The following is a 20,728-nucleotide window of genomic DNA, read 5'->3' as shown; positions in this document are numbered from 1 at the left end:
CGAAGCCAAGCCGGCGGAGCCGGCGCGTCACGCCGCAGGCGTGCCTTCGGCACGACGCGTTTGAGGGAATGAAGCTATGAGCCGCAAAGTCATCATCACCTGCGCGGTGACGGGTGCGATCCACACGCCCTCCATGTCGCCGCACCTGCCCGTGACGGCGCAGGAGATCGCCGATGCCGCGATCGGCGCGGCGGAGGCGGGCGCGGCCATCGTCCACCTGCATGCGCGCGATCCCGTGGATGGCCGCCCGGACCAGACGCCGGAGGCCTTCGCGCCCTTCCTCCGCGTCATCAAGCAGCGCACCGACGCCGTGCTGAACCTGACGACGGGCGGCGCGCCGACCATGACGATCCAGCAGCGCGTCTCCCCCGCCGCGACCTTCCGGCCAGAGGTGGCGTCGCTGAACATGGGGTCGATGAATTTCGGCCTGTTCGGGATGCTCAACCGCTTCAAGAGCTTCAAGCACCAGTGGGAGGCCGACTACCTCGCCAACAAGGACATCGTCTTCCGCAACAGCTTCGCGGATATCGAGTACATCCTGACCACCTGCGCGGAGAACGACACGCGCTTCGAGTTCGAGTGCTACGACACCGCGCACCTCTACAATCTGAAGTACTTCCTGGACCAGGGCCTGGTGAAGGCCCCGCTCTTCATCCAGACGGTCTTCGGCATCCAGGGCGGCATCGGCGCGCATCCCGAGGATGTGCTGCACATGAAGCGCACCGCGGACCGGCTGTTCGGCGACCAGTATCGCTGGAGTGTGCTGGGCGCGGGCGCCTCGCAGCTGCGCATCGCGGCGATGGCGGCGGCGATGGGGGGCAATGTGCGCGTGGGCCTGGAGGACAGCCTCTGGGCCGGGCCGGGCAAGCTCGCGGAGAGCAACGCGCAGCAGGTGCGGCTGGCGCGGCAGATCATCGAGGGCCTGGGCATGCAGGTCGCGACCCCCGATGAGGCGCGGGAGATCCTGAGCCTCAAGGGCGGGGACAAGGTGGCGTTCTGAGGAGGCGCCGTGCCGATCGAGCCCGAGCCCTTTCCCTGGGCGTGGCGCGCGGCCTTCGCCGCGATCCAGGTCGCGATCGCGGCGGTGGCGCTGCTGGGATGGCGCAGGGGCGGCGCGCTCGATCCCCGGCATGGGGCGGGGCTGCGGCTGGTTCTGTGGTTGTGCAGCCTGCATGGCCTGGCCATCCTGGTGCTGGTCGCGGGCCATGCCGTCGCGCCCGCGAGCCCCGGCATCTGGCGCATGCCCGTCTATCTCGGGGTCTGGACGCTGGTGGTTGCATCCTTCCTGCCGCAGATCGCCCTGACACGGGATGAGGCCGCGCGGGTGCAGAGCTTCGGCAAGGTCCTTCCGCTGCATCCCGTGGGGTGCCTGATCCTGGCCGTGGCGGCGGTGGCGCTGTGAGGCCGGCGGGGCTCGGTTCCGCCCGCCTGTGGCTCGCGGCGCTGGCGGCCTTGCTGGCGGCCTTCGCGCTGCTGATCCCCTTGCGGATGGCGACGCACGCCATCCTGCCCGCGGTGCTGCCGGAGGTCTTCGCGGGCCCCTGGCTGGACGCGGCCTATCTGCTGGAAGTCGCGCTGGTGGAAGGCTGCAAGCTGGCCGCGCTGTGGTGGCTGCTGCGGCGGGACACCGGGCGCTGGTTCGCACTCGGCATCGCCTGCGGCACGCTCACCGGCGGATGGGACCTCTGGCTGGGGATCGCGAATGCGTTCCGCTTCCCGGGCTTCGTCACGCCGTCCCTCGGCTGGGGCGTCACCTTCGCCGCGACCGTCCTGCTGCATGGCACGCTGGGATTGCTGGCGCAGGGCCTGGCGCGCGAAAGGGCCTGGTGGGGCTGGGCGGGGGCCAGCGTGATGGCCTTCCTGCTCGTCGCATGGCGTTCCATCGCGATGCAGATCGTGCCCGTGCCGGGCATGGAAGGGCTGGACGAACGGCACCTCACCTGGCTGGCCTTCGGCATCGCGACCTGGGCGGTGTACCGCTATGGCCCTCGGCACCTGGCGGTGCTGTGCCTCGGCGTCGTCTGCAGCGCGGTGGCGCTGCTGGCGGTGGCGCACCAGCTGGTGCCGGTCGCGGGCGTGCGGCGCGGCGATCCCGTCGCGGTCGCGGTGGTGGTGCTGGGGATCGGCTTCCTGGCGGCGATGGTGGCGCAGCGCAGCGTGCTGCCCTGGATGCGGGGCAACCCGTCCGCCTGACGGCGGCTACGCCGCGCCCCGCGCCAGCGCCTTGGCGAAGATGACCTTGGCCTCGCCTGCCTTGTAGTAGTCGCGGATGCGGCCTTCCTCCGCGAAGCCGAGCGCGCGGTAGAAGCCGCGCGTCGGCTCGAACTCATCGAGGCCGGAGGTCTCGACCAGCAGCAGGCGCGCGCCTGCCTCCCGCAGCCGCGCCTCGACCGCCGCGACCAGGGCCGCGCCGATACCCTGGCGCTGGCGGTCGGGATGGACCGCGATCAGCAGCAGGTTCCAGGTGCCTTCCGTCATACGCTCCGCCGCCCCATAGGCGAGGGCCGTGGTGTCATGGGTGGTGAGCCAGATCTCGCCGGGCGCCTCGCCGGCCAGGAAGGGCCGGGCCATCTCGTCCAGGAGGTCGCCGGGGAAGAGGCCCGTGGCATCGATCACGGCCCGCAGCGGTGCCAGGTCGGCGGGGGATAGCAGGCGGATGGTCATCGGTGGTGTCGCATCGCGGTGGTGGAGCGGGTGCTTCGTCCCGGCGCGCGCCAGGGTTACGCGGGCCCGTCTTCAGGCGTGATGGCAGGCCACCAGCGTGCCGTCATCCCGCGCCGTCAGCGCCGGGCGTTCCGCGCGGCACAGCGCCGTGGCCTTCGGGCAGCGCGGGTGGAAGGCGCAGCCGCTCGGCGGTGACAGCGGCGAGGGCAATTCACCGGCGATGGGCTTGAAGCTGGCCACGTCATCGATGGAGAGCCGCAGCTTCGGGACACTGTCGAGCAGGCCCTGGGTGTAGGGATGGCGCGGGCGCGCATAGACCTTGGCGGCGCTGCCGGCCTCCACGATCCGGCCGAGATACATGATGGCCACGCGGTCGCTGACATGGCGGACCACGCTGAGGTCGTGGGAGATGAAGAGGCAGGTCAGGCCGAGGTCGCGCCGCAACTCGAGAAACAGGTTCAGGATCTGCGCCTGGATCGACACATCCAGCGAGGCGACGGGTTCGTCGCAGACCAGCACATCCGGCTGCATGGCGAGTGCGCGGGCGATGGCGACGCGCTGGCGCTGGCCGCCGGAGAACTGGTGCGGGAAGCGCGTGGCGAAGGCGGGGTCGAGCCCGACACGCGCCAGCCAATCGGCCACCATGCGCGGCGCCTCCGCGCGGGTCACCAGGCCATGGGTGACCGGGCCCTCCGCGATGCTCTCGCCGATGCGCATGCGCGGGTTCAGGCTGGCGAAGGGGTCCTGGAAGACGGTCTGGATGCGCGTCGTCGCCTTGTGGCGCCCGCGCATCGGCGCGGCGCCGGCAACCAGCACGCGGCCCTCGGTCGGCGGCATGATGCCGGCCAGCATGCGGCCGAGCGTGGACTTGCCGCAGCCGCTTTCGCCGACCAGGCCCAGCGTCTCCCCGGCCGTGACGCTGAGGGAAACATCCGTCACGGCGTGCACGGCGCGGCGATCCACCTTGGCGCCGAGCGCGCCGGCGATGCGGTCACCGAGCGAGAGGCGCGGGGCGAAGCGCTTGGTGACGCCTTCGGCCTGAAGGATCATGCTTCCTCCAGCGGATGGTGGCAGCGCACCAGGCGGCCCGCGGTGACGACATCCGGCGGATCGGTCGCGCAGGTGGCGTCAGCGCGCGGGCAGCGGGGCGCGAAGGGGCAGCCTGGCGGCAGCGAGAGCAGGGAGGGCGTGGTGCCGGGAATCTGGTTCAGCTTCTCGCCCGGCCGCGCCATGGCGGGCAGGCTGTCCAGCAGCCCGCGTGTGTAGGGGTGGCGGGGGGCGCGCAGCGTTTCCCCGACCGCGCCGGCCTCCACGATGCGGCCGGCATACATGACCAGCACGCGGTCCGCGAGGGAGGAGACGGTGGCGAGGTCGTGGCTGATCCAGACCAGCGCGGTGCCCGTCTCCTTCGCCAGGGACTTCATCTCCGCCAGGATCTGCGCCTGGATGGAGACGTCGAGCGCGGTCGTCGGCTCATCCGCGATGATGAGGTCGGGGCCGTGCAGCAGCGCCGTCGCGATGGCGACGCGCTGGCGCATGCCGCCGGAGAATTCGTGGGGATAGGCGTCGAGCCGCGCGGCGGCGTCGGGGATGCCGACGCGCGTCAGCGTCCGCGCCGCCAGGTCCCGCGCCGCGGCTTCGCTGGCCCGGCCATGGGCGCGCACGGCGAGGACCATCTGCTGGCCGATGGAGAGCACGGGGTTCAGCGTCGCGGCCGGGTCCTGGAAGACCATGGCGATGCGCTTGCCGCGCAGGGCCCGCATCTCCTGCGGTGGCAGGCCGACAAGCTCGCGGCCCTCGAACTTGATCGACCCCGACGCGATGCGGCCGGGGGGATCGACCAGGCCGATGAGGGAGAAGCCGGTGACCGACTTGCCGGAGCCGCTTTCGCCGACCAGGCCCAGGATCTCGCCCTTCTCGAGCGAGAAGGAGACGCCTTCCACCGCCTTCACCACGCCGGCGCGGGTGAAGAAATGGGTGCGGAGGTCGCGGACCTCGAGCAGGCTCATCTTCTCAGCCTGGGATTGAACTGGTCCCTGATCTGGTCGCCGACGATGTTGATGGCGACGATCAGCAGGATCAGCGCGATGCCGGGATAGACGGAAATCCAGGTGCGGCCGCTCATCATGTACTGGAAGCCATTGGCGATGAGCATGCCGAGGCTGGGCTCCGTCGGCGGCAGGCCGAGGCCGAGGAAGGAGAGCGTTGCCTCCAGCGCGATGGCATTGGCGACCTGCACGGTGCCGACGACGATCAGCGGCGGCAGGCAGTTCGGCAGGATGTGGCGCAGCACCACGCGCCAGGACGGCAGCGGCGTCGCATGCGCGGCCTCCACATAGTCCTTCTGCCGCTCCGCCGTCGCGGCGCCATAGGCGGTGCGGGCGAAATAGGCGTATTGCGCGGCGACCAGGGCGATGACGAGTTGCGACTTCCCCTGCCCCAGCACAGCCACCAGCACCAGCGCCAGCAGGATGGCGGGGAAGCTCAGCTGCAGGTCCACCACGCGCATGATCGCGGCCTCCACCCAGCCGCCGGCATGGGCGGAGAGGATGCCGAGGGTCGCGCCGATGGTCATGGCGACCAGCCCCGCCGCGATGCCCATCTGGAGCGAGATTCGCAGCCCGTGGATGATGGCGGAGAGCAGGTCCCGCCCCTGCGCATCCGTGCCCAGCCAATGCACATAGCCGTTGGAGCCGACGAAGCCCGGCGGCTTGCGCGCATCCATCAGGTCGAGCGAGGCGAGGTCGTACGGGTCCTGCGGCGTGATCCAGGGCGCGAGCAGCGCCGCCAGCACGACCAGCACCACCACCGCCAGCGCGATCACTGCGATCCAGTTCTCCCGGTATTCCCGCCAGAACGCCTTCATGCCCCGCGCCCCCCGCGCCGCAGCCGCGGATCGAGCAGGGCGTAGGAGAGATCGACGACGAGGTTGATCGTGACGAAGAGGAAGGCCACCAGCACCAGGTAGGCGACCATGACGGGGCGGTCGAGCGAGGTGATGCTGTCGATGATCAGCTTGCCGACGCCAGGCCAGGAGAAGATCGTCTCCGTCACCACGGCGAAGGCGAGCGTCGAGCCGAATTCCAGGCCGAAGACCGTCACCAGCGGGATGGAGATCAGCCGCAGCACGTGGCGGCGAAGGATGGTGAGTTCCGACAGGCCGGCGGCGCGGGCGAACTTCACGGTATCCGTCAGCATCACCTCCCGCGTCCCGGCCCGCGCCAGGCGGATCATCATGGCGAGCTTGAAGAGGCTGAGGTTGAGCGCGGGGAGGATCAGGAAGCTCAGCCCCTCCCGCGTCAGGAAGGACCATTGCACGCCGACGAATTCGGCCGTCGGCCCGCGATTGCCGGCGGGCAGCCAATCCAGATGCACGGCGAAGAACAGGATCAGGATCAGGCCGACCCAGAAGGTGGGGACGGAGAAGCCGAGCACGGAGACCGCCATGATGCCCCGCGCCACCGGGCTCTCCGGCTTGTAGCCCGCATAGATGCCGAGCGGGATGCCGATGAAGGCGCCGATCAGCACGGAAGCCAGCGCCAGTTCCAGCGTCGCCGGCAGGCGCGCCAGCACCAGGTCGATCACCGGCGTGCCGAAGACGAAGGATCGCCCGAAATCGCCGGAGAGCAGCCGGCCGAGGAAGGCCAGGTATTGCTGCCACAGCGGCAGGTCGAGCCCGAAGGATCGGATGGCCGCGGCGCGGATGTCCTGCGTCGCGTCCGGGGAGATCAGGACGTCGATCGGGTTGCCGATGGCGTATACGCCAAGGAAGACCAGCGCGGACATCGCCAGCATGACGAGTCCCGCCTGGAGCAGCCGCTGGATGATGAAGCCGAGCATTCGCGTGAGTATCGGGGCATGGACAGCGGACGCAAGCCGTTCCTAGCATGGTCCCGCAGGAAGCTTCCCCCGGAGACACGCCAATGAGCCGCAAATTCGTCCATCTTGCCCTCTCCGCGACCATGGGCGCGATGCTGGCCGGCGCGGCCGGCGCGCAGACGCTGACCATGGGCGTGCGCGCCGGGCCGGAATCGGTGGATCCGCATTTCACCGCGACCGGCACGCATAGCGAGGCGCTGAAGCATGTCTTCGACACGCTGACGCATTCCGGCCCGCAGCTGCAGATCGAGCCGGGGCTGGCGGAATCCTGGCGGCCCATCGATGCCACGACCTGGGAATTCAAGCTGCGCCGCGGCGTGAAGTTCCATGACGGCAGCGACATGACGGCGGAGGATGTCGTCGCCTCCATCCGGCGGATGCAGACGCTGTCGGGCCCGAACCCGACGCGCATCTATGTCCGCCGCATCACCGATGTGCGCATCGTCGATCCGCACACGCTGCACATCATCACGGGCGGACCCTCCCCCACCCTGCCCAATGACTTCATCCGCCTCTTCGTCGTCTCCGCCCGCGCCACCGCGGGGCTGACGCCGGAGAACAGCAACGAGGCCTTCAACAGCGGCCGCGCCGCCATCGGCACCGGCCCCTACCGCTTCGGCAGCTGGACGCCGCGGGAGCAGTTCGTGGTGGACCGCTTCGATGACCATTGGGGCGGCCGCCCGGCCTGGGCGCGGCATGTGCGCCGCGAGATCCCGAACGACGCCAATCGCGTGGCGCAGCTGCGCACCGGCCAGGTGGACATGATCGTCCGCGTGCCCGCCGCCGATGTCGCGACGCTGGAGCGCGACCGCACGCTGTCCGTCGTGAAGGCCGATACCGTCTATGTCTTCAACTTCCAGTTCGACTTCCGCGAGAACACGCCGCAGGTGACGGCCCGCGACGGATCGCGCCTGGCCGCCAACCCCTATCGCGACCCGCGGGTGCGGGAGGCGATCGACCTCTCGATCGACCGTCGCGCGCTGGCGGAGATCGCGATGGAGGGCATGGGCACGCCGCAGGGGCAGATGGTCACGCCCAACATCTTCGGCTTCAACCCGGCCCTGCCCATCCCGACGCCGAACCTGCCGCGTGCCCGCCAGCTGCTGGCGGAAGCGGGCTTCCCCAACGGCTTCCGCATGGTGCTGAACTTCAGCAATGACCGCCTGCCGGGCGACCGCGGCGTCGGCACCGCCATGGCGCAGATGCTGGCGCGCATCGGGATCGAGGTGCAGGCGGCGGGGCAGCCCGCCGCGGTGATCTTCCCCGCCCGTGCGCGCGGCGAGCTCTCCAACATCATGGCGGGCTGGGGCACGCTGACGGGGGAGGCCAGCTACACCTACTCCTCCAACGCCCATACCAACGACCCGCAGCGGCGCCTCGGCGCCTTCAACTGGCATGGCTATTCGAACCCGGAGATGGACCGCCTGATCCAGGCTTCGGAGTTCGAGCTGGATGACGCCAAGCGGCGGGAGCTGCTGCAGCAGATCGGTGCGCTGTTCAATCGCGAACGCGTCTCCCTGCCGCTGGCCTCGGTCGGCTCGGCCTGGGCGATGCGGCGCGACCGCGTCTCCATGCCGTCGGGCCGCGCCGATGAGGAAACCTACGCCTGGGACGTGACGCCGGCCGCGCGATGAGGATCGCCGACAGCCACTGGCAGGAGATCGAGGCGTATCTGCGCCTCGATGACCGCGTCGTGCTGCCCTTCGGCAGCACGGAGCAGCATGCGCAGCTCTCGCTCTGCACGGATGCGATCCTGGCGGAGCGGGTGGCGGTGGAGGCGGCCGCGCCGCTCGGCGTGCCGGTCTATCCGGCCATGCCCTTCGGCCTGGCGCCCTATTTCGCGGCCTTCCCGGGCAGCGTGAGCCTGCGCGTGGAGACGCTGCTGGCGGTGGCGCGGGACCTGATCGAGAGCGTCGCGCGGGTCGGCTTCCGGCGCATCCTGCTGGTCAACGGGCATGGCGGGAATGCGCCTGTCGGCGCGCTGGCGCAGGAGATGATGACGGAGCGGCCCGAGCTCTCCATCAAGTTCCATAACTGGTACAACGCGCCACGCACCTGGGCGGCGGCGATGGCGGCCGATCCCTCCGCCAGCCATGGCAACTGGTTCGAGAATTTTCCCTGGACGCGGCTGGCGCAGGTGAAGGCGCCCGAAGGCGTGAAGCCGCGCCCGGACCTGGCGCTGATGAAGGCGAGCAGCCCCGCGAAGGTGCGGGAGATCCTGGGCGACGGTGCCTTCGGCGGCCCGTGGCAACTGCCGGATGACGTGACGCAGCGCATCTGGGACGAGGGCGTGGCTGAGACTCGCGAAGCGCTGGAGGGACCATGGGCGACCAGATAGTCATCTGGGGCGCGGGCGCCATCGGCGGCACGCTCGGCGCCTATTGGGCGCGGGCGGGGCATGAGGTGCTGCTGGTCGATACCGTCGCCGAGCATGTCGATGCCTGCCGCACGCGCGGCCTGCATATCTTCGGCCCCGTCGAGGATTTCACGCAGGTCATCCCCGCCGTGACTCCGGCCGAGCTGACAGGCACCTATTCCCGCATCGTGCTGGCGGTGAAGGCGCAGGCGACGAAGGACGCACTACCGATGCTGGCGCCGCATCTGGAGCCCGATGGCTATGTCTTCTCCGCGCAGAACGGGCTGAACGAGGTGGAGATCGCGGAGGCCGTGGGCGCGGAGCGCACCATGGGCTGCTTCGTCAATTTCTCCGCCGATTGGCACGGGCCGGGCGAGATCCTCTACGGCAGCCGCGGCTCCGTCGTGGTCGGCGAGATCGATGGCAGCATCCGCGACCGCACGCGGGCGATGTTCGATCTGTGCAAGCTGTTCGAGCCGGATGCGATCCTGACCGAGGACATCTGGGCCTATCTCTGGGGCAAGATGGGCTATGGCGCGATGCTCTTCGCAACCGCGCTCAACCACGACAGCATGACCGGGAACTTCGCCGATCCCGCCCGCATGAAGGCCTGGCTCGCGCTGGGGCGGGAGGTGGTGGCGGTGGCGCTGGCGCGTGGCGTCACGCCACGCGGCTTCGGCGGCTATGATCCCATGGCCTTCGCGCCGGGGCGACCCGATGCGGATGGCATCGCGGTGGTGCGATGGCTGCGAGAATTCACGTCGCAGTCCGCCAAGACGCATAGCGGCATCTGGCGGGACCTCGCGGTGCGCAAGCGCAAGACGGAGGCCGCGTCGCAGCTCAACATCACGCCGCGGCTGGCCGCCGAACTCGGCATCCCGACACCGGCGCTCTCCGCCGTCGGCCGCCTGATCGCGGATATCGAGGATGGCCGGCGGGAGCAGTCGCGGGAGACCTTCCAGGCGCTGCTGGACGCGATCCCGTGACCGATGCGGTATTGGCCCGGCTGCTGGCCGGGCAGGACGGGTTCGTCGCGCGTCTGGCGGAACTCGTCGCCTGCCAGTCGGTCTCCACCGATCCCGCCTATGCCGCCGGGATGGCGCAGGCGCGCGCCTGGTGGATCGCGCGGCTGACGGCGATGGGGTTCGAGGGCGCGCGGGAGCTGGCCGCCGGCGGCCACCCCGCCGTGACGGCGCGCTGGCACGGCGCGGCGGGCGCGCCGACGCTGCTGGTCTATGGCCATTACGACGTGCAGCCGCCCGATCCGGTGGAGGCCTGGAGTTCCGAGCCCTTCATGCTCGTATCGCGCAACGGGCGCCTCTACGGGCGCGGCGTCTCCGACGACAAGGGGCCGTCGCTGCTGGCGATGGAGACACTCGGCGCCTTCCTGGCGGAGGAAGGGCGGCTGCCCTTCAACGTGACGGTGCTGCTGGAGGGCGAGGAGGAATGCGGATCGGCCTCGCTGCCCCGCATCCTGGAGGAGAATCGCGACTGGCTGACGGCGGATGCCGTGCTGTCGGCCGATGGCGCGCGCTGGCGGGCCGACCTGCCGACCATGACGGTAGCCACGCGCGGCAACATGGCGATGGAGATCAGCCTTCGTACCGCCGCCAAGGACCTGCATAGCGGGCGCTATGGGGGCGTGGCGCCGAACGCGCTGCATGCGATGGCGCGGCTGGTCGCGACGCTGCATGACGAGCAAGGCAACATCCTCGTCGAGGGCTTCGAGGAAGGCGCCGCACCGGTCACGGATGAAGATCGTGCGGCACTGGCGAACATCCCGTATGACGTGGCGGCGCATGATGCCTCCATTGGCATCGCGCCAAGCGGGCGCGATGTCGCGGGGTTTCTCGAACGGCTCTGGCTGAAGCCCACGCTCGACGTGAACGGGCTCTGGGGCGGCTATACGGGCGCGGGCGGCAAGACGGTGATCCCCGCGGAGGCGCATGCGAAGCTCTCCATGCGCATCGTGCCGGGGCAGCAGCCGAAGCGCGTCGTGGCGGCGGTGGAGGCGCATCTGCGCCGCCACTGCCCGCCCGGCGCCACGCTGACGGTGAAGGCGGCGCGGGACGGATCGATCGCCACCGCCGTGCCGGGCGATCATCCCCTGCTGCTGGCGGCGGAAGCGGCGCTGGAAGTGACGACGGGGCGCAGGCCGCTCCGCGTGCGCATGGGCGCGACCCTGCCGCTGACCGACATCGTCAGCCGGGTGCTCGGCATCCACACCGTCATGTTCTCCTTCGCCACGGCGGATGAGGATTTCCACGCGCCGGACGAGAACTGGCGGGAGAGCGCCATGCCGGAGGGCTTCGCGGCCTGGGTGGCGCTGGTGCGGCGGTACGGCGCGCGGGGCTAACCCCGCGCCCGCACCACCGTCACGCTGCAGGGCGCCTCGGCCGCCAGCTCCGCGCTGACGCTGCCCAGCACCTTGCGCTTCAGCGAGGCCCCGCGCGCGCCCATCACCAGATGGTCCACGCCATTCATGCGGACATAGTCCAGCAGCGCCTGGGCGGGGTTCACGGCCTCCAGCACATGGAAGGTGATGCGGCCTTCCGGCAGGGCGAGCGGCGCGGCCCAGTGCTTCAGCTCCACCAGGCGCTGCACATGCTTGTTGCGGCCGAGATCATCCAGCGTGGTGTCCAGCGCGATGCGGTTCTGGCGCAGCACGTTGAGGCAGGCGAGCCGCGCGCCCGGCATGGTGGCCAGCAGTTTCCCGACCGTGCCGCGGAGCGTCGTGGCCAGCGCCTCGTCCTGCTCCGTCACATCCACCGCGACGGCGAGGATCGGCGCATCCTCCACCGTCGCGGCCACGGCGCGGTCGAAGCGCACGCGGTGGTCCGGGTGGAACCGGCGGCGGAGCGTGGCGGCCCAGCCATCCTGCTGCAGCTTCGCGGCCCGCGCCGTCAGCGCCACCTGGCCGGGGTGGCGCAGGTCGAAGGCCAGTTGCGCGGCGGTGGGGTGGCGGCGTTCGGGGCGCACTTCCAGGCAGCGCAGGATGATCTCCTGCAGCCAGTCCGGGCAATCGGCGCGGCGGCCGCGGGGCGGCACCGGGTCCCGCCACAGCCGCCGCTGCAACCCCTTCAGCCGCTGCGGATCGCCGAAGGGTCGCGTGCCGGTCACCAGGAAATACAGCATGGCGCCGAGGGCGAAGAGGTCGCTGCGCTTGTCGGACCGGATGCCCATCACCTGTTCCGGCGCCATGTAGGGCGCGGTGCCATAGGGCAGGCGGAACTCCTCCTCCATCAGGTCGGGCAGTTGCGCGTGGCGGGAGAGGCCGAAATCCACCAGCACCGCCTCCCCCGTCTCCCGCACCAGGATGTTGGAGGGCTTCACGTCGAGGTGGACGACATGCTGGCGGTGCAGCGCGTCCAGCGCCTCCGCCACCCGGGCGCCGAGGTCGGCCACTTCCTCGACAGGGCGCGGCAGGTCGTCGATCAGCGGCAGCAGGCTGCGGCCGGCGATGCGTTCCATCACCAGATAGGGCTGCCGGTCGAAGCCGCCGCTGGCGACGAAGCGCGGCACATGCGGGCCGGAGAGGCGTGGCAGGATCATCTGCTCCATCTCGAAGCTGACGATGGCGGCGGGGTCCTCGCCCTCCGCCAGGCGCGGCACCTTCATCAGCAGCTCGGCGCCGTGGTCGGGATGCGTCACCTGCCAGAGTGCCGCCATGCCGCCGACATGCAGCAGGCGCCCGATGGCGAAGCCATCGAGGACCTCGCCCTCCTGCAGCCGGATCATGTCAGCGCCCCCGCAGCAGGCGGGTGGCGAGGCTCTCGGGCAGGCCGGCCTGGCGCACCTTCTCGCTGGCGGCCAGCACGTCATAAGGCACGCGGTGCAGCGTGACATCGCTGGTCGTGCTGTCGAACAGGTGCCAGGCGGCGGCGGGGTCGCCATCCCGCGGCTGGCCGATGGCGCCGCAGACCACCTGCCAGCGGCGCGGCCGCAGCAGCGGCACGGCGACGCCGGTGACGGGCTTGAAGGGCACCAGCTTCGCCGTGGCGGTCAGGCCATAGATGGCGGGCGCATGCACATGGCCGCAGAAGACGAGGCGCGCCGTGCAGCCCTCCAGGCTGCGCCGCGCATCCTCGGCATCCCGCACATAGACCCAGCGATCGGGGGCGGAGGCATCGGCATGGACATAGAGGCGATCCTCCTCCTCCACCTCCATCGGCAGGGCGTCGAGGAAGGCGCGGTCCTCGGGCGCCAGGGCGTTGCGCGTCCAGGCGATGGCGGCGGTCGCGTCGTCATTCATGCCGCCGCGGGGATGGGCGGCGGCCTCGTCATGGTTGCCGCGGATGAGGATGGCGCCCTGCCCGGCCAGCTCCCGCGCCTTGGCGATCACCCAGCCGGGGTCGGCGCCGTAGCCGACGAGGTCGCCGAGCAGCACCAGCCGATCCGCGCCCTTGCGGGCGATGTCGTCGAGGCAGGCCTCCAAGGCCTCCCGGTTGGCATGGATGTCGGCGAGCAGGGCGATGCGCATGGGTCGTTCCTCCGGCCCCGGGGGACATTCCCGCGGCGGACGCCCTGGCAGCCTGCTTCCTCCGGGCCGATCAGATCATGCCTTCACGCGCCGGGATAGGGGCCGAGGGCATCGGCGAAGCGGCGGGCGCAGGCCAGGCCGAAGGGGGTGGGGGCGAGGGAGGGCGTGCGCTCGATCACCTCCGGGAGCCCCATCCGCCAGGCGGTGACGCGCTTGCCGTAGCAGAGGAACATGGCGACGCCCTGCATGGCGAAGGCGATCAGCGGCAGGATGCGCTGGTAGTCCCGCTCCGCCGCCGCCTCCTCGCCCGCGACGAAGTGGTTGTAGATGGCGGCCTGGATATCGGCGCATTCGGGGGCCGGGATCAGCCCCGCGCAGCCCGCGCGGAGGCAGTCCACCAGTTCCATCCCGGCGCGGCCGTTGAAGACGGTGATGGCCCCCTTCGTCACCTCGATCAGGCGCTGGACATCGACGGCGCTGTCCTCCGCCTTGATGAGCGTGACGTTGCCGTGGTTGCGCGCCAGCGTCGCGACGCCATTGGCGGAGAGGCCCACGCCGATATAGGCGGCGGCATTCTGGATGCCGATCGGGATGGCGCTGCGGCGGGCGACGAGGTCGGCCACCTCCCCATACCACGCGATGTATTCGGCTTCCGGCAGGCCACGCACCGGCGGGGGCTGGAGGATGCACCAGGCGGCGCCGAGGGCCGCGGCCTCCACCACGAAATCCGCGGCCTCCCGCGCCGTGGCTTCGGCGACCGTGACGGCGAGGGGCACGCGGCCCGCGATCTCCTCCGCCGACCAGCGGACGACGTCGCGCTTCTCCGCGGGGGAGAGCTTGTTGACCTCGGTGGCGAGGCCCAGCACCGCGATGCCATGCGCGCCGCCGGCCAGGCAGCAGCGCACCTGCTTGCGCATCGCGGCCTCGTCCAGCCGGCCATCGGCGCCGAAATAGGCGTAGAGGATGGGGTAGATGCCGTTCATGGCGTCGTGGCCTCTTGCAGGGCGTTGATGGCGGCGGTGGCGAGCGTGGCGGGGGCGGGGCCGACATCGAGGGTGATGGCGGCTTCCTCGGGCGCCGGCGGCTCCAGCGTCGCGAACTGGCTGGCGACCAGGCTGGCCGGCATGAAGTGGTTCTGGCGCGCGGCCTGGCGGGCGGCGACGAGCGCGGGATCGCCGGTCAGGAAGACCAGGCGGAGATCGGGCGCCGCCTGGCGCAGCGCATCGCGATAGGCGCGCTTCAGCGCGGAACAGGTGACGACGCAGCCGCGGCCGCGATGCGCTGCCAGATGGGCGCCGATGGCGGCCAGCCAGGGCCAGCGATCGTCGTCGTCCAGCGCCTCCCCCCGGCTCATCTTCGCGATGTTGGCTTCGGGGTGGAAATCATCGGCATCGGCGAAGGGCAGCCCGAGCGCGGTGGCGATGGCCTGGCCGATGGTGGACTTGCCCGCGCCGGAGACGCCCATGACGACGACGAGCGGCGTCATTGTGCCTGCGCGAAGGCTTCGCCTTCACGCCCCTCAGACGCCGGCGCTGCGCTTGGCTTCGCCGCATGAGCGGCGGCGCCCGTTCGGGCGCTCGGCCCTTCGGGCCGCAGGGCGGGCCAGTGACGGGGCCTGTTCATTTCGGCTCCAGATGCCCGCCGAAGGCGTTGCGCATGGCGGAAAGCGCGCGGTCCGCGAAGGGGCCGGATTGCCGGCTGCGGAAGCGCGCATAGAGCGCGGCGGAAAGCACGGGCGCGGGCACGGCCGATTCGATCGCGGCCTGCACGGCCCAGCGGCCCTCCCCGCTGTCGCCGACACGGCCGGAATAGGTCGAAAGCTCCCCATCCGCGGCCAGGGCCTGCGCCGTGAGGTCGAGCAGCCAGGAGGCGACGACGGAGCCGCGGCGCCAGGCTTCCGTGATCTCCGGCACGTCGAGCGCCAGGCGGTGCTCGGGCGGCAGGGTCTCGCTGCCCGCCTGTTCCAGCAGTTCCAGGCCCTCCGCCATGGCCTGCATCATCCCGTATTCGATGGCGTTGTGGACCATTTTCACGAAATGCCCGGCGCCGTTGGGTCCGGCATGGACGTAGCCGTTGGGCGCGCGCGGATCGGCGTCGGGGGCACGGCCCGGCGTTGGGGGGGCAGCGGCCTCCCCCGGGGCCAGCGCGGCGAAGATGGGGTCGAGGCGTCGCACCGGCGCCTCCGGCCCGCCGATCATCAGGCAGTAGCCGCGCGCCAGGCCCCAGACACCGCCGGAGGTGCCGATATCCAGCATGTCGATCCCGCGCTCACGCAGCAGCGCCGCGCGGCGGATGGCGTCCTTCCACATCCCGTTGCCGCCATCGATGGCGACATCGCCGGGGGAGAGCAGCGTGGAGAGTTGCGCGATCGCGTCCTCGGTCGCGGCGCCGGCCGGGAGCATCACCCAGACGGCGCGGGGCGCATCGAGGCGGCGGACGAGGTCGGCAAGGTCGGTGGCAGCCTCCGCGCCCTCCGCCGCCAGGGTCGCGACGGCGGCGGGGTCCCGGTCCCAGACCACGGACGAAATGCCCGCGCGGGCCAGGCGGCGAACGAGGTTGGCGCCCATGCGGCCGAGGCCGACCATGCCGAGACGCATTCTGGGGTGTCCTCCCTGGGTGTCGCGGTGGAGGATGCGGGGGCGGCGCAGGCGGGGCAAGCCGCCCCTACGCCAGGCTGGCCCCCCGCTTCGCCGTCACGGGGATCTTCAGGTACCGCACGCCATTCGCCTCCGCCGCCGGGAAGCGGCCGGCGCGGATGTTCACCTGGATGGAGGGCAGCAGCAGCGTGGGCGCGGAGAGGGTCGCGTCGCGGGCGGTGCGGAAGGCGATGAAATCCTCCTCCGTCATGCCGTCCTTCACATGCGGGTTCTGCGCGCGCTGCGCGGCGACGCTGGACTGCCAGGCGAAGGCATCCCGCCCCGGCGCCTTGTAGTCATGGCAGATCCAGAGGCGCGTTTCCGGCGGCAGCGCCAGGATGCGACGGATGGAGCGATAGAGCGTGCGGGCATCGCCACCCGGGAAGTCGGCGCGCGCCGTCCCGGCATCATGCATGAACAGCGTGTCGCCCACGAAGACATCGGCGGGCTGGTTGGACCGGGCTTCCGGCGCGGCGCCGATCTTGTAGGCGACGCAGGCGGGCGTGTGGCCGGGCACATGGAGCACCTCCACCTGCAACGTCCCCAGCGCGAAACTCTCGCCATCGGCGAAGAGATGGTCGAAATCGCCGCCCTCCGGCAGCACGTCCTGCAGGGCGAAGACGGGGCGGAAGATGGTCTGCACCTGCTTCACCCCGGCGCCGATGCCGATCCGCGCGCCGGTGCGGGCCTTGATCCAGGGGGCGGCGGTCAGGTGGTCCGCATGGACATGCGTTTCCAGCACCCAGTCGATGGTGACGCCCTCGGCCTCCGCGGCGGCCAGCACCGCGGCGGCGGAGGCGGTATCGGCCTCCCCGCTCCGGTTGTCCCAGTCCAGCACCGGGTCCACCACCGCGCCGCGCCGGGTGGCGGGGTCCCAGACCAGGTAGGTGACGGTGTTGGTCGCGCCGTCGAAGAAGGGACGGATGGCGGTTGCCGTGTTGTCAGCCATGGCTTGCTCCCCGCACTCGGACGGGGAGCATAAACCTCTCCGGGGTGGCGCGCGCTACCCCTTCGCGCGGATCGCCATCAGCACGCGCTCCGGCGTCGCGGGCAAATCGAGGCCCTCCACCCCGATCGCGTCCTTGATGGCGTTGGCGACGCTGATCGCCAGCAGCAGCGGCGGCTCCCCCACGGCCTTGGAGCGGAAGATCGTCTCGCTGCGCGCCGGCGCGCCTTCCAGCAGGCGGACGGAGAAGGCGGGGGGCACGTCGCGGCTGCCCGGGATCTTGTAGGTGGAGGGTCCCACGGTGCGCAGCCGCCCGCCCTGGTCCCACCACAGCTCCTCGCAGGTCAGCCAGCCCATTCCCTGGACGAAGGCGCCCTCGATCTGGCCGCGATCGACGGCGGGGTTCAGGCTGCGGCCGCAATCCTGGACGATGTCGGTGCGGAGGCACCGGTGCTCGCCCGTCAGCGTATCGACGATCACTTCCGACACGGCGGCGCCATAGGAGAAGTAGAAGAACGGGTTGCCCCGCATCGCCTTCGGGTCCCAGTGGATGTCGGGCGTGCGGTAATAGCCGGTGGAGGAGAGCGAGACCCGTTCCAGGAAGCAGATTTTTGCCAACTCCCCGAATTCGAGGAAGCGGTTCGCGCCGGCGCGTTCGGCCCAGACGCGGTTGTCCGCGAAGACCACATCGGCGGGCGCGATGCCCCAGCGCGCGGCGGCGACATGGGCCATGCGGTCGCGGATGGTCATGGCGGCGTTATGCGCGGCCCAGCCATTCAGGTCGCTGCCGGTGCTGGCGGCCGTCGGCGCGGTGTTCGGCACCTCCGCCGTGCTGGTCGCGGTGATGGCGACGCGATCGAGATCCGTGCCGAAGACGTCGCTGACGACCTGGGCGATCTTGATGAAGAGCCCCTGCCCCATCTCCGTCCCGCCATGGTTCAGGCGGATGGAGCCATCGGTATAGACATGCACCAGCGCGCCGGCCTGGTTCAGGTGCATGATGCCGAAGGAGATGCCGAAGCTCAGCACCATGCTGCCGAGGCCGCGCCGCAAGGTCGGGTGCCGCGCGTTGAAGGCCGCGATCTCGCCGCGGCGGCGATCCCATTCGCTGTCGCGCTTCGCCTCCGCCCAGACACGGGCGATCAGGTCGCCCTCCACCTTCTGGCCATAGGGTAGTTCGTCGCTGTTGCCGCCGCTGCCGAGGAAGTTGCGCGCGCGCACCACATCGGGCGGCAGCCCGCAGGCGGCGGCCACGCGGTGCACCACATCCTCCATCAGCAGCGCGCCCTGCGGGCCGCCGAATCCGCGGAAGGCGGTGTGGGAGACGGTGTTGGTCTTCACCGCGCAGCCCGTGATCTCCACGTCAGGGACGTCGCAGCAATTCACGGCATGGGTGATGGCGCGGAACACCACGCCGCCGGACATGTCGAGGCTCCAGCCCCCATCGGCGGCCAGCAGCGCGCGCAGCGCGGTGATGCGGCCCGTGCCGTCGAAGCCCGCGGTCCAGCGATAGAGGAAGGGGTGGCGCTTGCCCGTCGCGATCATGTCCGCGCGCCGCGCCAGGCGCAGCTTCACGGGGCGGCCGGTGAGGCGCGCGCCCAGCGCCGCGGCGGCCGCGACCCAGCTCGCATTGCTCTCCTTGCCGCCAAAACCGCCGCCCATGCGCCGGCAGGTGATCGTCACGCGGTTGTAGTCGCAGCCCAGCACCCGGGCGACGACGTGCTGGCCCTCCGACGGATGCTGGGTGGAGGAGACCACCGCGATGTCGCCATCCTCGCCGGGCGTCGCGACGGCGATCTGGCCCTCGAGGTAGAAATGCTCCTGCCCGCCGGCGCGGAACTCCGCCTCCATCCGGCGCGGCGCGGCGGCGAGGGCTGCGGCGACGTCGCCGCGCCGCATGGTCTGCGGCGCCACCACATATTGCTGGCGCTCCAGCCCGGCCTCGATGGACAGCACGTGGTCCAGCGGCGCGATCTCCGCCCGCACGGCGGCGGCGGCGCGCAGCGCCTGGTCGCGCGTGGTGGCCAGCACCATCGCCAGCGGCTGGCCGGCGAATTCCACCAGCGGATCGGCGAAGAGCGGTTCGCCCGATCCGGCCGCGGCGATGTCGTTCTTCCCCGGGATGTCGCGCGGGCCGAGGATGGCGACGACGCCCTCCATCGCGCGGGCTTCGTCGATATGCAGCGCGGTGACGGTGCCGTGGGGGATGGTGGAGAGCACCAGCGCGCCATGCAGCGTGCCCGGCGCTTCCGCCGCGTCATCGGCGAAGCGGGCCTCGCCGGTGGTGTGCTTCAGCGCGCTGTCGTGGCGCAGCGCGGCGCCGGCGCCGCGGCGGGGAAGCGAGCCGTCCATCACACCACCTCCATGATGTCGGCGGGCATGTCCGGTTGCGTGGCGCGGAGGTGCAGGCGATGCAGCAGCCCCTGCGCGACCAGGCGGCGATACGCCGCGGTGCCGCGCCAATCCGACAGCGGCGCGATGTCCTGCATCAGCGCCTCCGCGGCATCGTTGACGGCCGCCGCGTCGAAGGGCCGGCCCGTCAGCGCCGCCTCGGCCCGCGGCGCGCGGGCGGCCGCGGGCCCGACGCCGCCGAAGGCGAGCCGCGCTTCCGCCACCACGCCGCCGTCCAGCCGCAGCAGCAGCGCGGCGCCGACCGTCGCGATGTCCTGGTCATGGCGCTTGCTGATCTTCTCGCAGGCGAAGAGGGCATCGGCCGCCGGGCGCGGCAGGGTGACGGAGAGGATCACCTCCCCCGGCGCCAGCGCGTTCTTCCGATAGCCCAGCAGGAAATCCTGCACCGGCAGGGTCCGCGTGCCGGCCTGCGAGGCCAGCGTGACGGTGGCGCCGAGGGCCAGCAGCGGCGGCAGCGCATCGCCGATGGGGGACGCCGTGCCGAGATTGCCGCCCAGCGTGCCGAGGCCCCGGATCTGCCGCGACCCCAGCCGCGCCAGCAGGGCGGCATAGGGGCCGAAGCCTGCCTCACGCCGGAACAGCGCCAGCAGGCGGCCATAGGGGACCGCGGCGCCGGCCTCGATGGCCTCGGGCCGCGCCTCCAGCCGGTGCAATTCCGGCACGTTCAGCAGGCAGATGATGGCGGGCGGGCGCTCCCGATGGTCCGACACGCGCAGCCCGAGGTCGGTGCCGCCGGCCAGCAGCCAGGCCTCCGGATGGGCGGCGCGCAGCGCCAGCAGGTCGGGCAGCGTGGCGGGCAGGTGGAAGACCTGGCCCGGCGCCTCGAACCGCGCCGGGGCGGGGTCCGGCAGGGCGGGCGCGGCCAGGCCGTCATCCGCCAGGGTCGCGAAGACGTCGAGGATGGGGCGGTAGCCGGTGCACCGGCAGAGGTTGCCGGCCAGCGCCTCATGCACCTCGCCCCCTTCGCGGGCATGCGCCCAGGCGGTCATGACGATGCCGGGGGTGCAGAAGCCGCATTGCGTGCCGTCGCTTTCGGCCATGGCGCGCTGGATGGGATGGGGGCCGCCATCCGGGGCGCGCAGCCCCTCCACGGTGCGGATGGCGCGGCCCTGCATCTGGCCGAGCATGGCCAGGCAGGCATTGATGGGGGTGCGGGCGCCGCCCGCTTCCTCCAGCACCACGGTGCAGGCGCCGCAATCGCCCTCCGCGCAGCCCTCCTTCGTCCCGGTCAGGCCGCTGGCGCGCAGCCAGTCCAGCACGGAGGTGGTGGGCGAGGTCCCGGCCGGCAGGGTCACCGGCCGGCCATTGAGGGTGAAGGCGATGGAGGTCCCGATCATGGCCTGCAGTTAAGCAAA

20 protein-coding genes are annotated in these 20,728 nt (G+C 71.3%); 7 read left to right on the top strand and 13 right to left on the bottom strand.

What is annotated here, in order from left to right; all coding sequences use genetic code 11:
* The first annotated feature begins 76 nt into the window (after positions 1–76).
* The 3 genes from JJI54_RS28555 to JJI54_RS28545 are packed head-to-tail and all read left to right on the top strand — an operon-like array spanning position 77 to position 2,193.
* Entirely contained in the window at positions 77–1,000 is a 924-nt protein-coding gene (locus JJI54_RS28555; RefSeq protein ID WP_203076831.1) for a BKACE family enzyme, read from the top strand.
* A 9-nt stretch (positions 1,001–1,009) separates the two neighbouring features.
* Complete coding sequence (locus JJI54_RS28550) at positions 1,010–1,402, top strand: hypothetical protein (protein ID WP_203076830.1); 393 nt, start codon at positions 1,010–1,012, stop codon at positions 1,400–1,402.
* A complete protein-coding gene (locus JJI54_RS28545; protein ID WP_203076829.1) occupies positions 1,399–2,193 on the top strand; it encodes a hypothetical protein in 795 nt (264 codons plus the stop codon). The genes JJI54_RS28550 and JJI54_RS28545 overlap by 4 nt, the downstream gene beginning before the upstream one ends.
* A 6-nt stretch (positions 2,194–2,199) precedes the next feature.
* On the opposite strand, the gene JJI54_RS28540 is transcribed toward JJI54_RS28545, so the two are convergent.
* The 5 genes from JJI54_RS28540 to JJI54_RS28520 form a co-directional block, all read right to left on the bottom strand.
* On the bottom strand, positions 2,200–2,664 hold the full coding sequence (locus JJI54_RS28540; protein WP_203076828.1) for a GNAT family N-acetyltransferase: 465 nt from the start codon (positions 2,662–2,664) through the stop codon (positions 2,200–2,202).
* A 72-nt stretch (positions 2,665–2,736) separates the two neighbouring features.
* On the bottom strand, positions 2,737–3,714 hold the full coding sequence (locus JJI54_RS28535) for an ABC transporter ATP-binding protein (RefSeq protein ID WP_203076827.1): 978 nt from the start codon (positions 3,712–3,714) through the stop codon (positions 2,737–2,739).
* Complete coding sequence (locus tag JJI54_RS28530) at positions 3,711–4,673, bottom strand: ABC transporter ATP-binding protein (RefSeq protein ID WP_203076826.1); 963 nt, start codon at positions 4,671–4,673, stop codon at positions 3,711–3,713. The genes JJI54_RS28535 and JJI54_RS28530 overlap by 4 nt, the downstream gene beginning before the upstream one ends.
* Positions 4,670–5,530: an ABC transporter permease gene (locus JJI54_RS28525; protein ID WP_203076825.1), complete on the bottom strand. Its 861-nt coding sequence runs from the start codon at positions 5,528–5,530 to the stop codon at positions 4,670–4,672. Before JJI54_RS28525 ends, JJI54_RS28530 begins: the two co-directional genes overlap by 4 nt.
* Complete coding sequence (locus JJI54_RS28520; RefSeq protein WP_203076824.1) at positions 5,527–6,504, bottom strand: ABC transporter permease; 978 nt, start codon at positions 6,502–6,504, stop codon at positions 5,527–5,529. Before JJI54_RS28520 ends, JJI54_RS28525 begins: the two co-directional genes overlap by 4 nt.
* Before the next feature lie 83 nt (positions 6,505–6,587).
* Between JJI54_RS28520 and JJI54_RS28515 the strand changes: the two genes are divergently transcribed.
* Genes JJI54_RS28515 through JJI54_RS28500 form a run of 4 tightly spaced genes read left to right on the top strand, consistent with a single transcriptional unit; the run spans position 6,588 to position 11,255 of the window.
* Positions 6,588–8,177, top strand: a complete 1,590-nt coding sequence (locus JJI54_RS28515; RefSeq protein WP_203076823.1) for an ABC transporter substrate-binding protein — start codon at positions 6,588–6,590, stop codon at positions 8,175–8,177.
* The gene (locus JJI54_RS28510; RefSeq protein ID WP_203076822.1) at positions 8,174–8,881 is read left to right on the top strand and encodes a creatininase family protein; all 708 of its coding nucleotides are present in this window, start codon (positions 8,174–8,176) and stop codon (positions 8,879–8,881) included. Before JJI54_RS28515 ends, JJI54_RS28510 begins: the two co-directional genes overlap by 4 nt.
* The gene (locus tag JJI54_RS28505; RefSeq protein WP_203076821.1) at positions 8,866–9,885 is read left to right on the top strand and encodes a ketopantoate reductase family protein; all 1,020 of its coding nucleotides are present in this window, start codon (positions 8,866–8,868) and stop codon (positions 9,883–9,885) included. The genes JJI54_RS28510 and JJI54_RS28505 overlap by 16 nt, the downstream gene beginning before the upstream one ends.
* A complete protein-coding gene (locus JJI54_RS28500) occupies positions 9,882–11,255 on the top strand; it encodes a M20/M25/M40 family metallo-hydrolase (protein ID WP_203076820.1) in 1,374 nt (457 codons plus the stop codon). The genes JJI54_RS28505 and JJI54_RS28500 overlap by 4 nt, the downstream gene beginning before the upstream one ends.
* On the opposite strand, the gene JJI54_RS28495 is transcribed toward JJI54_RS28500, so the two are convergent.
* From JJI54_RS28495 to JJI54_RS28460, 8 genes are all read right to left on the bottom strand, one after another.
* Positions 11,252–12,637 carry a bifunctional serine/threonine-protein kinase/universal stress protein gene (locus JJI54_RS28495; RefSeq protein ID WP_226382199.1) on the bottom strand — a complete coding sequence of 462 codons (1,386 nt, stop codon included), beginning with the start codon at positions 12,635–12,637 and terminating at the stop codon, positions 11,252–11,254. The genes JJI54_RS28500 and JJI54_RS28495 overlap by 4 nt on opposite strands.
* 1 nt (position 12,638) lies before the next feature.
* Positions 12,639–13,379, bottom strand: coding sequence for a metallophosphoesterase family protein (locus tag JJI54_RS28490; protein WP_203076819.1), 741 nt, complete (start codon positions 13,377–13,379; stop codon positions 12,639–12,641).
* Between the two features lie 83 nt (positions 13,380–13,462).
* Positions 13,463–14,362, bottom strand: a complete 900-nt coding sequence (locus JJI54_RS28485) for a dihydrodipicolinate synthase family protein (protein ID WP_203076818.1) — start codon at positions 14,360–14,362, stop codon at positions 13,463–13,465.
* Entirely contained in the window at positions 14,359–14,865 is a 507-nt protein-coding gene (locus tag JJI54_RS28480) for a gluconokinase (RefSeq protein ID WP_203076817.1), read from the bottom strand. The genes JJI54_RS28485 and JJI54_RS28480 overlap by 4 nt, the downstream gene beginning before the upstream one ends.
* Before the next feature lie 133 nt (positions 14,866–14,998).
* Positions 14,999–15,976, bottom strand: a complete 978-nt coding sequence (gene gnd, locus JJI54_RS28475; protein ID WP_203076816.1) for a phosphogluconate dehydrogenase (NAD(+)-dependent, decarboxylating) — start codon at positions 15,974–15,976, stop codon at positions 14,999–15,001.
* Positions 15,977–16,043: 67 nt separating this feature from the next.
* On the bottom strand, positions 16,044–16,964 hold the full coding sequence (locus JJI54_RS28470; RefSeq protein WP_203076815.1) for an MBL fold metallo-hydrolase: 921 nt from the start codon (positions 16,962–16,964) through the stop codon (positions 16,044–16,046).
* A gap of 54 nt (positions 16,965–17,018) precedes the next feature.
* Positions 17,019–19,313 carry a xanthine dehydrogenase molybdopterin binding subunit gene (xdhB, locus tag JJI54_RS28465; protein ID WP_203076814.1) on the bottom strand — a complete coding sequence of 765 codons (2,295 nt, stop codon included), beginning with the start codon at positions 19,311–19,313 and terminating at the stop codon, positions 17,019–17,021.
* Entirely contained in the window at positions 19,313–20,710 is a 1,398-nt protein-coding gene (locus tag JJI54_RS28460) for a xanthine dehydrogenase small subunit (RefSeq protein WP_226382198.1), read from the bottom strand. Before JJI54_RS28460 ends, xdhB begins: the two co-directional genes overlap by 1 nt.
* Between the last annotated feature and the right edge of the window lie 18 nt (positions 20,711–20,728).

Source organism: Falsiroseomonas ponticola (assembly GCF_016805305.1).
Taxonomy (GTDB): Bacteria; Pseudomonadota; Alphaproteobacteria; order Acetobacterales; family Acetobacteraceae; genus Falsiroseomonas; species Falsiroseomonas ponticola.
This window is presented reverse-complemented; position numbering and strand designations above follow the sequence as displayed.

What these genes read in the sequence shown, in the direction of transcription:
- xdhB (WP_203076814.1), bottom strand. Translation starts at nt 19,313, where the DNA reads ATGGACGGCTCGCTTCCCCGCCGCGGCGCCGGCGCCGCGCTGCGCCAC.
- JJI54_RS28510 (WP_203076822.1), top strand. Translation starts at nt 8,174, where the DNA reads ATGAGGATCGCCGACAGCCACTGGCAGGAGATCGAGGCGTATCTGCGC.
- JJI54_RS28525 (WP_203076825.1), bottom strand. Translation starts at nt 5,530, where the DNA reads ATGAAGGCGTTCTGGCGGGAATACCGGGAGAACTGGATCGCAGTGATC.
- JJI54_RS28480 (WP_203076817.1), bottom strand. Translation starts at nt 14,865, where the DNA reads ATGACGCCGCTCGTCGTCGTCATGGGCGTCTCCGGCGCGGGCAAGTCC.
- JJI54_RS28460 (WP_226382198.1), bottom strand. Translation starts at nt 20,710, where the DNA reads ATGATCGGGACCTCCATCGCCTTCACCCTCAATGGCCGGCCGGTGACC.
- JJI54_RS28495 (WP_226382199.1), bottom strand. Translation starts at nt 12,637, where the DNA reads ATGATCCGGCTGCAGGAGGGCGAGGTCCTCGATGGCTTCGCCATCGGG.
- JJI54_RS28470 (WP_203076815.1), bottom strand. Translation starts at nt 16,964, where the DNA reads ATGGCTGACAACACGGCAACCGCCATCCGTCCCTTCTTCGACGGCGCG.
- JJI54_RS28490 (WP_203076819.1), bottom strand. Translation starts at nt 13,379, where the DNA reads ATGCGCATCGCCCTGCTCGCCGACATCCATGCCAACCGGGAGGCCTTG.
- JJI54_RS28505 (WP_203076821.1), top strand. Translation starts at nt 8,866, where the DNA reads ATGGGCGACCAGATAGTCATCTGGGGCGCGGGCGCCATCGGCGGCACG.
- JJI54_RS28530 (WP_203076826.1), bottom strand. Translation starts at nt 4,673, where the DNA reads ATGAGCCTGCTCGAGGTCCGCGACCTCCGCACCCATTTCTTCACCCGC.
- JJI54_RS28535 (WP_203076827.1), bottom strand. Translation starts at nt 3,714, where the DNA reads ATGATCCTTCAGGCCGAAGGCGTCACCAAGCGCTTCGCCCCGCGCCTC.
- JJI54_RS28485 (WP_203076818.1), bottom strand. Translation starts at nt 14,362, where the DNA reads ATGAACGGCATCTACCCCATCCTCTACGCCTATTTCGGCGCCGATGGC.
- gnd (WP_203076816.1), bottom strand. Translation starts at nt 15,976, where the DNA reads ATGCGTCTCGGCATGGTCGGCCTCGGCCGCATGGGCGCCAACCTCGTT.
- JJI54_RS28520 (WP_203076824.1), bottom strand. Translation starts at nt 6,504, where the DNA reads ATGCTCGGCTTCATCATCCAGCGGCTGCTCCAGGCGGGACTCGTCATG.
- JJI54_RS28555 (WP_203076831.1), top strand. Translation starts at nt 77, where the DNA reads ATGAGCCGCAAAGTCATCATCACCTGCGCGGTGACGGGTGCGATCCAC.
- JJI54_RS28515 (WP_203076823.1), top strand. Translation starts at nt 6,588, where the DNA reads ATGAGCCGCAAATTCGTCCATCTTGCCCTCTCCGCGACCATGGGCGCG.
- JJI54_RS28540 (WP_203076828.1), bottom strand. Translation starts at nt 2,664, where the DNA reads ATGACCATCCGCCTGCTATCCCCCGCCGACCTGGCACCGCTGCGGGCC.